At 39.2% G+C, this 15734-nt stretch carries 13 protein-coding genes; 6 read left to right on the plus strand and 7 right to left on the minus strand.

The window, feature by feature from the left end; genetic code table 11:
• Positions 1 to 5: 5 nt before the first annotated feature.
• Genes gyrB through dnaA form a run of 4 tightly spaced genes read right to left on the minus strand, consistent with a single transcriptional unit; the run spans position 6 to position 6060 of the window.
• Complete coding sequence (gene gyrB, locus CWC30_RS01115) at positions 6 to 2432, minus strand: DNA topoisomerase (ATP-hydrolyzing) subunit B (RefSeq protein ID WP_138626201.1); 2427 nt, start codon at positions 2430 to 2432, stop codon at positions 6 to 8.
• A 12-nt stretch (positions 2433 to 2444) separates the two neighbouring features.
• On the minus strand, positions 2445 to 3539 hold the full coding sequence (gene recF / locus CWC30_RS01120) for a DNA replication/repair protein RecF (protein ID WP_028834900.1): 1095 nt from the start codon (positions 3537 to 3539) through the stop codon (positions 2445 to 2447).
• Positions 3540 to 3554: 15 nt separating this feature from the next.
• Entirely contained in the window at positions 3555 to 4658 is a 1104-nt protein-coding gene (dnaN, locus tag CWC30_RS01125) for a DNA polymerase III subunit beta (protein ID WP_008112965.1), read from the minus strand.
• Positions 4659 to 4671: 13 nt separating this feature from the next.
• A complete protein-coding gene (gene dnaA / locus CWC30_RS01130; protein WP_008467048.1) occupies positions 4672 to 6060 on the minus strand; it encodes a chromosomal replication initiator protein DnaA in 1389 nt (462 codons plus the stop codon).
• Between the two features lie 506 nt (positions 6061 to 6566).
• Here dnaA and rpmH point away from each other — a divergent pair.
• From rpmH to CWC30_RS01160, 6 genes are all read left to right on the plus strand, one after another.
• Positions 6567 to 6701, plus strand: coding sequence for a 50S ribosomal protein L34 (rpmH, locus tag CWC30_RS01135; protein WP_008112968.1), 135 nt, complete (start codon positions 6567 to 6569; stop codon positions 6699 to 6701).
• A gap of 7 nt (positions 6702 to 6708) precedes the next feature.
• Positions 6709 to 7134 carry a ribonuclease P protein component gene (rnpA, locus tag CWC30_RS01140; protein WP_008467046.1) on the plus strand — a complete coding sequence of 142 codons (426 nt, stop codon included), beginning with the start codon at positions 6709 to 6711 and terminating at the stop codon, positions 7132 to 7134.
• Positions 7135 to 7260: 126 nt separating this feature from the next.
• A complete protein-coding gene (yidD, locus tag CWC30_RS01145) occupies positions 7261 to 7536 on the plus strand; it encodes a membrane protein insertion efficiency factor YidD (RefSeq protein WP_024601490.1) in 276 nt (91 codons plus the stop codon).
• 8 nt (positions 7537 to 7544) lie between these two features.
• On the plus strand, positions 7545 to 9182 hold the full coding sequence (gene yidC / locus CWC30_RS01150) for a membrane protein insertase YidC (protein WP_036980721.1): 1638 nt from the start codon (positions 7545 to 7547) through the stop codon (positions 9180 to 9182).
• Between the two features lie 130 nt (positions 9183 to 9312).
• A complete protein-coding gene (mnmE, locus tag CWC30_RS01155; RefSeq protein ID WP_138626202.1) occupies positions 9313 to 10677 on the plus strand; it encodes a tRNA uridine-5-carboxymethylaminomethyl(34) synthesis GTPase MnmE in 1365 nt (454 codons plus the stop codon).
• 170 nt (positions 10678 to 10847) lie between these two features.
• A complete protein-coding gene (locus tag CWC30_RS01160) occupies positions 10848 to 12026 on the plus strand; it encodes a site-specific integrase (protein ID WP_138626203.1) in 1179 nt (392 codons plus the stop codon).
• A 130-nt stretch (positions 12027 to 12156) separates the two neighbouring features.
• On the opposite strand, the gene CWC30_RS01165 is transcribed toward CWC30_RS01160, so the two are convergent.
• The 3 genes from CWC30_RS01165 to CWC30_RS01175 all read right to left on the minus strand — a co-directional run bounded on the left by CWC30_RS01165 (position 12157) and on the right by CWC30_RS01175 (position 14442).
• The gene (locus CWC30_RS01165; protein WP_249929804.1) at positions 12157 to 12498 is read right to left on the minus strand and encodes a helix-turn-helix transcriptional regulator; all 342 of its coding nucleotides are present in this window, start codon (positions 12496 to 12498) and stop codon (positions 12157 to 12159) included.
• Positions 12499 to 12561: 63 nt separating this feature from the next.
• Positions 12562 to 14238, minus strand: a complete 1677-nt coding sequence (locus CWC30_RS01170; protein WP_138626204.1) for a DUF927 domain-containing protein — start codon at positions 14236 to 14238, stop codon at positions 12562 to 12564.
• A 9-nt stretch (positions 14239 to 14247) separates the two neighbouring features.
• Complete coding sequence (locus CWC30_RS01175) at positions 14248 to 14442, minus strand: helix-turn-helix transcriptional regulator (RefSeq protein WP_138626205.1); 195 nt, start codon at positions 14440 to 14442, stop codon at positions 14248 to 14250.
• Positions 14443 to 15734 lie beyond the last annotated feature (1292 nt).

The following is a 15734-nucleotide window of genomic DNA, read 5'->3' on the forward strand; positions in this document are numbered from 1 at the left end:
ATGTTTTATACGTCTAAGTTAACCACACGCAGTGCGTTCGTTTCAATAAACTCACGACGCGGCTCAACTTGATCGCCCATTAAAGTGGCAAATAATTGATCCGCTGCAACAGCATCTTCAATTGTTACTTGCAACATACGGCGTGCGCTAGGATCCATGGTGGTTTCCCAAAGCTGATTTGGATTCATTTCACCCAGTCCTTTATAGCGTTGAATGTAGATCCCGCGCTTAGACTCTGCGATCAACCATTCCAATGCATCCACAAAGTTATCAACAGGTTTTGTTTTCTCACCACGTTGGATATATGCACCCTCTGTGATGATATTAGCAATGTTTTTACCTGTTACAGCAATGCGTTGGTAGTCTCTTGATGTAATAAAGTCATAATGAAGTACGTGTGCTTTATCCACACCATGCTGACGAATATTCACAACTGGATAATACAAGTTACGCTCTGTATCGTGCTCAGTTCCCGCATGGAAAATAGTTGCATCTTCATCACGTTCAATTAAATCATCAACCAGCTCTTTAGTCCAAGCAATTACCTTAGCTTCGTCTGAAAGGTCTTCTTTTTTCAGCTCACTTTGGTAAATCAAACGGTTCATAACTGTGTTCGGATACTTACGCTTTAAGCGCTCGATAACTTTAACCGTGTTTTGATAATCGTGAACAATTGACTCTAATGCTTCACCATCAACCGCTTCAGCACTATCACTGGTGTACAGTGCTGCATTGCTTAGCGCTAAAGATGTAAGGTAATCAACTAATGCAGGGTCATCTTTAATATAGCGCTCTTGCTTACCTTTTTTCACTTTATAAAGAGGTGGCTGAGCAATATAAATGTAACCACGTTCAACAATTTCCGGCATTTGACGATAGAAGAACGTTAGTAGCAAGGTACGAATGTGAGAACCATCCACGTCGGCATCGGTCATGATGATGATACGGTGGTAACGTAGTTTTTCTGGGTTATATTCGTCACGGCCAATACCACAACCTAATGCAGTAATTAGCGTTGCCACTTCTTGTGAAGAAAGCATTTTATCAAAACGTGCTTTTTCTACGTTTAAGATTTTACCTTTAAGCGGAAGAATCGCTTGATTCTTACGGTTACGACCCTGCTTGGCTGAACCGCCAGCTGAGTCACCCTCCACTATGTATAGTTCAGATTGGGCTGGATCTTTTTCTTGACAATCAGCTAATTTACCAGGTAAACCAGCTAAGTCCATAGCGCCTTTACGACGTGTCATTTCACGCGCTTTACGCGCTGCTTCACGGGCGCGTGCTGCATCAATAATTTTGCCAACAACAATTTTTGCATCCAATGGGTTTTCCAATAAAAACTCAGTGAATTTTTCAGCCATTGCTTGCTCAACTGCCGACTTAACTTCGCTAGAAACTAGCTTGTCTTTTGTTTGTGATGAGAACTTTGGATCAGGTACTTTAACACTCACAACTGCAGTTAAGCCTTCACGCGCATCATCGCCCGTTGCATTACTGGTTGTTTTAGCTTTTTTGTTAAAGCCTTCTTTTTCCATGTAGTTATTAAGCGTACGCGTTAGCGCCGATCTAAAACCAGCTAAGTGAGTACCACCATCACGTTGAGGAATATTATTTGTGAAACAGTAAATGTTTTCTTGGAATGCATCATTCCACTGCATTGATACTTCTACACTAATACCATCTTCTTCACGTTCGTGAGTAAAATGGAATACCCCTTTATGCACTGGTGTTTTATTGCGGTTTAGGTATTCAACGAATGCTCTGATACCGCCTTCGTACTTAAAGTGGTCGCTTTTATTTTCTTCGCGCTCATCGCTTAATATGATACTTACACCTGAATTCAAAAACGACAGCTCGCGTAAACGCTTTGCTAAAATATCGTAATGAAAATCAAGGTTAGTGAACGTTTCGCCACTTGGCCAAAAACGAATTTCAGTACCATTTGTTTCAGAATCACCAATTACAGCTAGTGGTGCATCAGGTACACCCATAGTGTAAAACTGCTCATGAAGTTTACCTTCACGACGAATGGTTAGTTTTAATTTTTCTGATAATGCATTTACTACCGATACACCAACACCGTGTAAGCCACCTGATACTTTATAAGAGTTATCATCAAACTTACCACCGGCGTGTAGCACCGTCATAATTACTTCAGCTGCAGATACACCTTCTTCTTCATGTATAGAAGTAGGAATACCACGGCCGTTATCTCTTACAGATACCGAACCGTCTAAGTGAATAGTGACATAAATATCATCACAGTGACCCGCTAAGGCCTCATCGATAGAGTTATCAACGACCTCAAACACCATGTGGTGTAAGCCCGTACCATCATCGGTGTCCCCTATATACATACCAGGACGCTTTCTTACTGCATCTAATCCTTTAAGTACTTTAATACTCGACGAATCATAATTCTCAGACATGGTTAATCCCACTTATCTTGTTATTAGGTTGCCATGTTTCACGTGGAACATTTTTAGTTCTCGTTGCATGGGTTCCACCACAGCAGAAATACTTTCAGATAAAATTGAAGAAATAAATATTTGAGAACTACAGTGAGTCAATAACTGGCCCACTTTCTCTTTTGTATCTTCGCTTAGTTCTGAAGGTAGATCATCTATTAGCAATATAGATTGCTTATCTGTCTCTGACTCAATTAAGCTATTTTGCGTTACTTTTAACGCATACAACAATAACTTTAATTGCCCGCGTGAGAATACATTCTCAACACTGCTGCCAGCGACACTAAAACTAAAATCAGCCTTATGAGGGCCTTTACTTGTAAAGCCTTGGCGAGCATCTCGCTCAAAACTTTGCTCTAACGCATCACAAAGAGATTCACTCTCTTTCCAGCCTGCATTGAAGCTAATTTCTAAATCGCGTATTAGTGTTAATTCTGCACACATTTTATCAAAAAATTGCTGCTTAAACCTAGTTATATACGCGATTCTTAATTTATTTATTTGTTCTGCCAGTCTAACAAATTCTTTGTCCCAAAACTTGATTTGGTCAAAATAATTCTTAGGCTTAGATTTTAATAAGGCGTTGCGTTGTTTAAGCACTTTATTAAACGATTGCCATAAGAAAAAAAACTCATGTTCCACGTGGAACAAACCTAAGTCTAAAAACTTTCTACGCTCCTTAGGACCGCCAAAAAATAGTGAGTAGCTTTCTGGTGTTATTATTTGTACCGGCATTAACTGGGCAAGTTCAGATACTTTCCGACTCGCCTTACCCTGGATTTTTAAATTGGTTTCACCCGCTTGGGTTTTACTAATACCAATAGGGATAGATAAATCGTATAACGCTTTGCGGCCATGAATAACAAACTGATCTTGCTGGTGTGCAATAATACTTTTATGTTTAGAAGTTCGAAAAGATTTGCCGTGAGAAAGGTAATATATAGCCTCTAAAAGGCTGGTTTTTCCGCTGCCGTTTTCACCATAAATTATATTAACGCCGTTAACTGGTTCTAGCGTCAGCGCCTCAATATTACGAAAATATTTGAGGCTCAAATGACTTAAGCTCATTATGTATTTATGATCTTATAAACGCATAGGCATAACGACGTACATCGCTTCTTCATCGCCTGCACCTTCTATTAGTGCACTGCTATTTGAATCGGCAAGTGTAAATAACACATCTTCAGTTTTTAATGTATTTAATACATCAAGCACGTAAGACACATTAAACCCTATTTCTAAGTCATCGCCCTCGTACATTACTTCGACCACTTCTTCAGCTTGTTCTTGCTCTGGGTTGTTAGCCGTAATTTTTAATAAACCGTTTGATAAATTTAAACGTACACCACGAAACTTTTCGTTCGATAAAATCGATACGCGTTGAAATGCATTACGTAACCATTCTCTGTTAGCTGTAATTACTTTATCGCCACCGCGAGGTAAAACACGACGGTAATCAGGGAAACGGCCATCAACTAATTTACTCGTAAAAGTAAATTCAATATCAATAATACGGATGTGGTTAGCACCAAACTGAATAGTCACTAACTCTTGGTCGGCAACCATTAGGCGCATAATTTCTTGCACGCCTTTGCGCGGTATAATTAATTGGCGCTGTGTATTTAATGACTGACCTAGTTGCTTTTGTGCAATCGCTAAACGGTGCCCATCAGTGGCGACTGTTTTTATATCGCTGTTATCAACTTCAAACGACATGCCGTTTAAGTAATAACGCACATCTTGGTTTGCCATTGAAAAGTGCGTGCTTTCAAGTAATTTACGTAACTCTAAACGCGTTAGTTGAAATTCAACTTCACCATCCCACTGCTCTAAATTAGGAAAATCTTCAGCCGCTAATGTGGTCAATGAAAAACGACTTTTACCACTGGTTAAAAGTAGCTGATGGTCTTGCAAGCTTAAAGTAAGATCAGAACCATCCGGTAAACTTTTACAAATATCGAGTAATTTTTTAGCCGGTAATGTGAGCTTGGTATCGGCAACATCATCACCTACAAACACGCTCGCCACTAATTCAATTTCAAGGTCGGTCCCTGTCATTGAAAGCTGGCCATTTTCTACCACGAGTAATACGTTAGATAAAATAGGTAACGTATGCTTACGCTCTATGGCACCCGATACTTGCACCAATGGTTTTAAAAATTGTTCTCTTGATATTGTTATTTGCATAATAAAGTCAGCCCTAAGATGACAATGTTCTTATTAAATTTTGGTAATCTTCTTTAATCTCGTGGCTTTCGTCACGTAATGATTTAACTTTGCGACACGCGTGCAGTACTGTTGTATGGTCACGCCCACCAAAGGCATCCCCAATCTCAGGTAAGCTGTGATTAGTGAGTTCTTTAGATAATGCCATGGCAACTTGGCGCGGCCTTGCTATAGAGCGACTGCGGCGCTTAGACAGTAAATCAGACACACGTATTCTATAGTATTCTGCTACCGTACGTTGAATATTGTCTATGGTGACTAGCTTATCTTGCAGTGCGAGTAAATCACGCAGTGCTTCTTTTACAAAGTCGATAGAAATTGGGCGGCCGGTAAAGTTTGCATTAGCAATTACACGGTTTAAAGCCCCTTCAAGTTCACGTACGTTTGAACGTAATTTTTTAGCGATAAAAAATGCCACTTCATGCGGTAAATTAATTTTACTTTGCTGAGCTTTTTTCATCAAAATGGCAACGCGTGTTTCAAGCTCTGGCGGCTCAATCGCGATAGTTAATCCCCAACCAAAACGAGATTTAAGGCGATCTTCAACCCCTTCTATCTCTTTAGGATAACGGTCAGAGGTTAAAATAATTTGCTGGTTACCTTCTAATAATGCATTAAAGGTATGAAAGAACTCTTCTTGTGAACGTTCTTTATTAGCAAAAAATTGAATGTCATCAATCATGAGTGCATCAACACTGCGGTAATAACGCTTAAACTCTTCAATCGCATTATTTTGCAGTGCTTTAACCATGTCTTGCACAAAGCGTTCTGAATGCATGTACACAATTTTAGCATCTGGCTTATTGGCCATAATACCGTTGCCTACCGCATGTAATAAATGCGTTTTACCTAAGCCCGTACCACCGTAAATAAAAACAGGGTTAAATGCAGAGCCAGGATTATCTGCTACCTGAGTGGCAGCCGCTTTTGCTAATTGATTAGATTTACCCTCAACAAAACTGTCAAAGGTATAGTTTTCTTTAATGTTTGATTTATAACCCGATTTAGGAGCGGGCTCAACAACTGGCTTTTGTTCTCGTGGTTGTTGTTTTGCCGTTGCTTGCGTACTTGGTGCTGATTGTGTTTCAACTACCGGCGCAGCTTGTGCATTTAATAGCGGCTTGCTGCCTACATCAAAGCGTAATTCAGGGGCTTCTACACCACAAATTTCAACCAGTAACTCATTTATTCTATTTAGGTACTTTTCTCTTACCCAATCAAGTACAAAACGATTAGGCGCATAAATCGTCAAGGTATCTTCGGTACTTTCTGCTTGAAGTGGTCTGACCCACATACTAAATTGCTGCGAAGGCAATTCATCTTGCAATACATATAAACAACTTTGCCAAACCGACAGATACACAGTAAAACTCCCAGAGATATAATTTTTATTCCCGCACATCAATAATGATTCAAAAATCACACCTGTATTGCGTTTAAATGGCTCAATAAGCAGCCCAAGACCGACTATTATGAATGCACTTTATCCACAAGTAAAAGATTGATTTTTGTAAAATTGTTGATATCGATGTATAAATACAATAACAGACTGATTTAAATAGCTTTTTATTTTAAAGCTTGATTAGAGATCATAACAAAACTGGCAGCAGATCGCGACCACAATTTACGATCTAATTTACTTTTCCCATGCTTTTATTCACTTTTTATACAGGGGCTGTGGAAAACTTCTTATTTATGATGATCCTATCGGATCATCAAAATTGATCATAAATAAACATGCTTTACGCACTCTATTATGATTGACTTTTCGTCACTTCATCTATAATATCTCGCGCTCGCAATGGCACCTGTGCCAGGATCGCGACCTGCATAGGATGTTTTAACTTTAACCGATCGGATGAGATTGTTATGAAAAGAACTTTTCAACCTAGCGTTTTAAAACGCAAACGTACACACGGTTTCCGTGCTCGTATGGCAACTGTAAATGGCCGTAAAGTATTAGCTCGTCGCCGTGCTAAAGGCCGCAAAGTTCTTTCTGCTTAATTTATAAGTGGAAGACTTTAGCTTTGGCAGGGAGTTACGTCTGTTAACTCCCTCGCATTACTCTCGCATATTTAACGAACCCGCTCGGGCTGCAACTCCTTTCTTTACCTTATTAGCAAAACCAAGTGACCAGTCTAAACCTAGGTTAGGCCTTACTGTTGCTAAAAAACGTGTAAAAAAGGCATGTCAACGAAACCGTATTAAACGTCTTGCTCGCGAAAGTTTTCGTTTAAACCAACATACTCTCGATAATATTGATATTGTGTTGATGGTTAAAAGTGGCATTGATGAACAGTCTAATGAAGAATTAACCAAACAACTTACAAAGCTGTGGCGTAAGATTAATGAACGCTGCAAACCTGGTGCCCCTAAACCGCCACCATTTAAAAAACGCCCAAACAAATCAGCTAAATCGACTAAACAAACCCAATAGCAATAGAATTACAGGGTTAATTAAGGTATCTTTAGCTCACCTTTTAATCATGCGTTTAAAATCTCATAGTGAGTCTTTAAATACATGGTATCTATTCACTAAACATAACGTAGGGGCATGTACAACATGAGGTTACTTAAACCACTTGCTGCTTTACCAACACGTTGTTTAGTTTTATTTATCCGCGGTTATCAAAAGTGGATTAGCCCGCTATTGGGTCCGCATTGTCGTTTTAATCCAACATGCTCTAGTTACGCTATTCAAGCAATAAATTTGCATGGATCGGTAAAAGGGAGTTGGTTAGCTGTTAAACGCATATTAAAATGCCATCCTTTACATTCAGGTGGAGACGACCCCGTTCCTGAAAAATTAACCCGTATTAACCACCAACACGAGAAATAAGAGCTGTTATGGAATCGCAACGCACGTTTTTATTCATCGGCCTAATGCTAGTGTCGTTTTTATTATTTCAAGAATGGAATAATGACTACAACACACCAAAAGCCGATCCTAGTGCCACTACACAAACACTAAAAGCAAACTCACCGGAATCAGATGATTATGTTCCAGCTTCATCAGACTCTGGTTTACCTGCTTCAACTACTTTAGCTAAACGCTCAGTCATTGATATTACAACTGACGTGTTCAAAGTTAAAATTGACACCAAAGGCGGTGACATTGTTGAAACAAACTTAATTAATTATAAAGAAACCAAAGGCAGTGATGTTCCTTACATGCTACTTGGTGAGTTTGATGGTAAACAATACTTTTCACAAAGTGGTTTAATAGGTTTAAATGGCCCAGATGCATCTGCAAATGGTCGTCCTACTTACCAATCAGAGCAAACCTCTTACACCTTAACAGGTGATGAGCTTCGCGTTCCACTGCAATTTACCGACAGCAACGGTGTAAGCTTTACTAAGACTTATGTATTCAAAAAGGGTCAGTATGATGTTGGCTTAGAATATAAAGTTAACAACACCACCAGCGCGCCTGTACAAGTACAGCTTTACACACAAATAAAGCGTACCGTACAAGAAAAAGGCAGCATGGTTGATCAAAACTATTTAGGGGCTGCATACGGTACAGATGAGGAACCATACGAAAAGTATAGTTTTTCAGATATGGCCGATAAAAACCTAAACATTAATACCCAAGGTGGTTACGTTGCCTTTATTCAGCATTACTTTGTAAGTGCTTGGGTACCAATGCAAGATCAAGCGAATACACTTTATAGTTTAATCACTAAAAGTAACGCAGCTATTATTGGTGTTAAAGACGAAGCGGTAAATGTTCAAGCTGGTAGTGAACAAGTACTTACTGCAACTTATTACATGGGCCCTAAAGAGTCAGATAAACTTGAAGCGATTCACACTGACCTAGACTTAACCGTTGATTACGGTTGGTTATGGTTTATCTCTCAGCCGTTATTTGTACTATTAAAATGGTTACACAGCATTTTAGGTAACTGGGGTGTAGCAATTATTGCCATCACTATTATCGTTAAAACATTAATGTATCCACTGACTAAAGCACAGTACACCTCAATGGCTAAAATGCGTGCGTTACAGCCTAAGATGAAGGCGCTAAAAGAAAAGTATGGCGATGATCGTCAAAAATTCGGCCAAGCGACCATGGAAATGTACCGTAAAGAAAAAGTAAACCCTATGGGTGGCTGTTTCCCTATTTTACTCCAAATGCCAATCTTCTTAGCCTTGTTCTATGTATTCTTAGAGTCTACAGAACTTCGTCACGCTGAATTTGTACTTTGGCTAACTGACCTTTCTGCAAAAGACCCATACTACGTATTACCAATCTTATTTGGTGCGAGTATGTTTATAACGCAAAAACTACAACCTATGACGGTTACCGATCCAATGCAGCAAAAAATGATGACCTTTATGCCGGTTATCTTCTCTGTGTTCTTCTTATGGTTCCCATCTGGTTTAGTACTTTACTGGTTAGTGTCTAACCTTATTTCTATTGTCCAGATGTTGATCATCTACCGTGGCATGGAAAAAAAAGGAATTAAAGTAAGGGGCGATTAAACTCCCTACTTATATAAAGGCGACTTAGGTCGCCTTTTTTATTGTCAATTTTTTATAACAGCATTCGCGAGTGCCTATTTGATAGGTTACAATACCGCCATTACGTTATTTAAGTTGGCAAATAAACCGCATGATCAATCACGATACAATTGCAGCACAAGCCACTGCCCCAGGCCGAGGCGGTGTTGGTATTATTCGCGTTTCAGGAAACCTAGCCAAACAGGTTGCTGAAAAAATAATAGGCAAAGTCCCTAAAGTTCGTTATGCCGACTATGTGCCATTTAACACCCTTGCAGGTCAGCAACTTGACCAAGGTATTGCGATTTACTTTGCTGGCCCAAACTCATTTACCGGTGAAGATGTACTCGAACTTCAAGGCCATGGTGGCCCTGTTGTCCTTGATATGCTACTTAAAGAAATAAGTAAAATAGACGGTGTACGTTTAGCAAAGCCTGGTGAATTCTCTGAGCGTGCGTTCATGAACGACAAGCTTGATTTAACTCAAGCAGAAGCAATCGCCGACTTAATTAATGCAACCAGTGAGCAAGCAGCTAAAAGCGCCCTACAGTCACTTCAAGGCCAATTCTCTAAGCACATAGAAACCCTAGTAGAAAAAGTCATTCACTTACGTATGTATGTGGAAGCAGCTATTGATTTTCCTGACGAAGAAATCGATTTTTTATCAGACGGAAAAGTGGGCGGTGATTTAAATGCCATTATTGAGCAACTTAATGCCGTAACCAATCAAGCCAAACAAGGCAGCATAATGCGCGAAGGTATGCGCGTCGTAATTGCTGGTCGCCCTAATGCAGGTAAATCAAGCTTACTTAATGCATTAGCAGGACGAGAAGCGGCCATCGTAACAGAAATAGCTGGCACCACTCGAGACGTACTACGTGAGCATATACATATAGATGGTATGCCACTACATATAATCGACACCGCAGGCCTGCGTGAAAGCCCAGATCGCGTTGAACAAATAGGTATTGAACGAGCCTGGGATGAAATAAACCAAGCCGATCGGGTATTATTTATGCTTGATGGCACCGATACAACCGATACCGACCCTCATGCTATTTGGCCAGAATTTATGGCTAAGTTACCCCAAGGTATGGGCGTGACCGTGATCAGAAACAAAGCCGATTTATCAGGTGATGTAGTCGGTATGGATCAAAAGCAACAATATCCGGTCATCAGTTTAAGTGCTAAAAATGCTGACGGTATAGAACTTGTGCGTGAGCACTTAAAAGCCTGTATTGGTTTTGATGGGGCCACAGAGGGTGGATTTATGGCGCGTCGTCGTCACTTAGATGCCCTTGAGCATGCAGCCTACCACTTAGATACCGGTAAAACACAATTAGAAATGCATGTGGCCGGTGAAATTTTGGCTGAAGAACTGCGTTTAACGCAGCAGTATCTTAACGAAATAACTGGTGAATTTACCTCAGATGATCTACTTGGCAAAATATTTAGCTCGTTCTGTATCGGAAAGTAATTACGCTAATTATATCAAAACAAATCAAACTAAATCATAATAAGCGTTTGATTTTAAATAAATTTAATTATAACTCTTATGATTTAATTTGAAGGGCTTTACCCTATCTTGCTCCGCATACGCTCCGAGGCTATAGTCTCGGAGCACACGGAGCACAAAAGGGTAAAAAAATGAAAATTAGCATTCAAAAACGTGAAGTTAATAAGCTGGGTCAACAAAGCCTTCGCCTAGTTTATTATCACGGTTCAAAAACGACTCACAATGGCAGTAGAGAGCAAAACCGCTCATACGAGCCTCTAAGTTTATTTGTCTATAAAAAGCCACGCCAAGCGATTGAGCGCCAGCATAATAAAGATATTATGCAAAGAGCTGAAGCCATTCGTGCAAAGAGACTACTGGAGTATGAATCTGGTAGGCATAACCTTAACGATACAACTAAGTTATCTGCTAGCTTTTTTGACTACTACGATGAATTAGTTGAGAGTAAATCTACAGGCAGTAAATCCAATTATTCTATTTGGATTTCAGCGCGCAACCATTTACATAACTACCACGCTAAGTCTGAGCTCACCTTTGAACAGCTAGACAAGCACTTTCTTGAAGGTTTTAAGTATTACCTACAACATCAGGCGCTAACAAAATCAAAAGCTAAGCTATCTAAAAATACAACCAGTACCTATTTTAATAAAATTAGAGCAGCTTTAAACAAAGCCTATAGAGACGGTATTATTCGCGACAACCCTGTAACGCTTGTAAGTTCAATAAAACCTGAAAATACACAAAGAGCCTACTTAACACTTGATGAGGTTAGAGGTTTAGCTAAAACAGAATGCCGTTACGAAGTTCTACGCAATGCATTTTTATTCTCATGTACTACAGGCCTTCGCTGGTCAGATATTAATAAACTGGTTTGGCAAGAAATAGAGGAGTTTGCAAATGGCCATTACCGGATTATATTTAAACAAAAGAAGCTGGAGAGTTCAGGTAACAGTTTACAGTATTTAGATCTCCCCGATTCTGCTGTTCAACTTCTTAACTTAAAAAATCGTGGCAAACCATACGAAAGAGTATTTACTGGGCTGAAATATAGTTCTTATACCAATGTAGCGTTAGCACAATGGGTCATGCGAGCAGGAATAACTAAAGACATTACTTTCCATGCAGCTAGGCATACTTTTGCTGTTAGTCAGCTATCTCTAGGTGTAGATATTTACTCATTATCACGGCTTTTAGGCCATAGTGAACTAAAAACTACAGAGATATATGCTGATATAATAGAGTCAAAACGCACCTCAGCCATGAGAAACTTTCCTGATATATTCAATGATGAAAACGTAAACTCACTCTAAAGTTAAAGGTTTTTTTACCCCCTATTCAACACTGGTACTCATCAACACAATATAAATTTTTGCATGAATTTAATAGATGAATATTCAGGGGATCGCCCTTCCCCTGAATATAAATAGTTTGATTATTAAATCATGGAGCCCTTCTATGATGTCTAACTAAGTGATTTGCTGCTTCTCTATCTATTTCTGTAGCAGAAGGGACACGGTTAGATTGTAACCAGTCGATAATATCAGTTCGTTTAAAAAACACACGGTTTCCATTTGGTTTAAAAAAGGGAATCTTCCGTTCATGAGTAAGCCTGTAAAGCGTGCTTTTCTTTAGGCCTGTGAGTTCAGCACATTCTTCGGTATTTAATATATCCTTTCCAATATCAATTGTTTTATCTGTACTGATACTGTCTTGAAAAAGCTTTTTTAATACCATTATATCGTGCAGTATTCGCTGCAACATTTCTTTCTCGGTCACTTTCACTTTCACTCCCTCCCTTTTGGTATCAAATTAAACTGGGTAAACTGGGAAACTGGGAACACCTTATTAATTTTCATCTTTTACTCGCTCCAATTCTGTCAGCTGTTTTCGTACTTCATTGGGCCTAAGTGCGAAAAAGCGTTTAAAATCAGTATTAACCTTTTTCCTGTAGGTTCCCCTGGAGAGTTCATTACTAATAAGCAACTTATGTTGGAGTAGTATTTGAACCTCACGCATGTAGTGTGTTGAAAGATTGAGTTTTTTTAAAAAAACATCTTTGCTTATTAGCCAAACTTCTTCATCATTCAATAACCAAGAATAACCCGCTACCTGCTTATTAGAGCTTTTATCAATAGGAATAATAGTTCGCTGCCAAATAGCTAGATTTTTCCCTAACGTCTTTAGCAGTAGATACTCCTCTGAGTTTCTAGAGTGCCCACGATTATTCAGCCAAGCAATTAGTACACTATGTACCGCATTAATCGATTCATCTTCTGTCCAAGGAAGAATATAATTACGATTTGCCAGACATAATCCAACAGCTACCAGAGCAAAACGCCTAACTACTCGCTGTACCTGCGATGCCATTTTTTCATTAACCCACAGACTAGTTAACCTGCTTACTTCTTTTGTCAGATAGGTATCAAGCCCATCATCCACCTCTGTCAGTAACCCAATCCATGTACGTATCACTGTGCCATGATAGCGCAGACATGATCCTTTAAGCTCATCCACAAAATTTTGTGAGTTAGGGCGTCCATGCAAATTATCGAAAGTACCATGAGCACCAAAAATAGGAATTTCTACCACTCTAATTTGTTGCCCAGCTCGTAATTGTTTACCTAGCTGTTGCAACAATTCAGTTATCCAAACCTCACCACTGCTTAATACTAACGTTCGCCAATGTGAAGTTTTGGCTAAATCACCTGAAACATTGGCTCGCAGCTTCCCTGCGCCATTCATTATTTGATAAATCGCTGTATCAATATCTTCAGGACGTGCCATGCCTATCTCATCTAACGGCAATAGCATATCGTTATGCTCTGATGATACAGCTGCTAGGCCATTACTTGTGGAGATCCAGCTACGAACAAAGCCTTTCCCTCCATACACACTACCGGCTAACTGCAGTAATGTTGTTTTACCGACAGAAGAGGAGCCAACAAAGTGAAATGCACCATTTTCCATTCCCGTTCTGGCTAACAACGGCGCTGCTAATGCAGTACCAATGCTAAAAATAGCTAATGGGTTTCCTCTGCATAATTCACCTATATTTTGCTGCCAATCAATAAGCTTACCCTGCTCCGAAATTATTGGTTCACTCGACAGTTGCCCCACAAAGTAATGAGGCTCTGTTTCCGTGCCTATAGTCCAGTTACTTGTTGAAAAAACTTTCCCGTGCCATCCTGTACGGTTAACTACTATCGCAGGGTTTGCATTGGTCATTTGCTCTAATAAATACTGCAGTAATCGACTCCAGCTTGGCTGAGCGGGTATTAATGGATAACCAGTGTCAATGAGCATATCCCGTATATGACGAGCATGGTCACCATTAAGATCTCGTGCATAAATCACTTCCCGCAATTTAATGCCATCATAGTTTTTCCATTCAAGCAGAACGCCATAACCCCCGCGTTTATCAGATAAGCGAGTGCGTGCAACAACCTGAATCCATCCTCCTATCTTTTGCCATTTATCAGAATTAAGGTAATAAAGACCATATTTTTGTAACTTGTATTGCATACGTTCCACCTAAAGGTTATTTAGCCATGCTTGAACATCTTGGCAACGAAAACGAACGGCTCTGCCGCATGGATTAGGTTTTATAGGTGCAGGAAACCACCCCATTTTTACGTAACGACGCAGCGTTGCCTGCGATGTTTGTAAAACTGCACACACCTCCTCGTATGTTAGGAGACGTTCTGTTAAAGCTTTTTGTTCGTTCATGATTACTCCTGAATAGTTGTTTTATGTCATGAGCAATCATCTATGAATTTTTAATCAAACCAGAACTGCCAAACTGTCCATTTTGGGCAAATACAGAGGGGTGCAACTTAAGCGATTGATATACAAATAAAAAACATTGTAAAAAGATTTAAAAATGCATTTTAAGGTTATTTATCGAGCTATTTCTGTAAGGAATAGCTGCTAAAGTTTCACATGTGAAAGCCAAATAGAACCACCATCCCATAATTTGACTCTGTAATAGTTGATTAACCTACTTTTTCCAACAGCCTCCGATGAGCCTGTTTAGAGACCTTATAATTTTTTATATCTATTTTTAAAATCATAAAAGTCCTTTACGAGACCCATAATTGCTCTAGCAACTAAATTTCAACGGCACAGTAAGTGGAATTAAAAGATAAAGTTAATTGACGCAAGACAGATCAGTTAATTGCGTTTGATACAAATCATTCCTCATATCTGGAATAAAAGCAGTTAGGGGATTACCCAACAAATTATCCAGATTTAACGAGTATTACATTAGAAAATATCCAAGAGAGCTTACTTTTCAGCCATGGAATCACATAGCAAATATCCAAATCAGATAGGTATGTGAAGTGATTGGAGAGTTTTCCAGGTCGTTTTTGGTTAGTATTGAAAGGCTCTTGTGCTCAGCTCCCCCTAAAAATAGCCCACATTACCTTTAAAAAAATGGCTCTAAATGACTGCTCTTAAAAATAATAACTAGCGAAAATATGATTATTACTCCCCGTATTGCCAGTATTAGACAGGAGAAATTTGTAGCAAGATTTAGAACAGAAGTTTAAGAGGTAGGCGCAATTGATGGGTTTCAAATTTATCTTGTATGTACTATTGATACTTTTGCTATTTTATTTAGATGATAAATCGTAACCAGGCAATAAATGAAAGCTTGCTTAGTAGCATCAGTACATATAAGTCGATTGTTTGTTTCAAACGCACTTTAAAGGTGCTTTGTAATTAAATACGAAGAATGATTAATTGATTTAATAGTAAAAGCCCTTTTTAAACTTTTGGTACAGAGTTGTTTTACCGTAACAACCTAACACTTTGTTTTAAGGGCTTTACTTAATTAAATATGATTACTAACTGTGTTGCTCATTGCTCTTAGCAGCAACACCTTTCATTAGCATGTCGAATACCAAGCTCGCTATGCCTTTAGACACTAAGTCGCTTGATAGAGCTTTCATGGCCATTGCGTTGTGAGTATCCATACTTTCAATAATCGCGTTTTGGATTGCTTCAGGGAACTGACC

The organism is Pseudoalteromonas sp. S4741, assembly GCF_005886135.1.
Lineage (GTDB): Bacteria > Pseudomonadota > Gammaproteobacteria > Enterobacterales > Alteromonadaceae > Pseudoalteromonas > Pseudoalteromonas tetraodonis.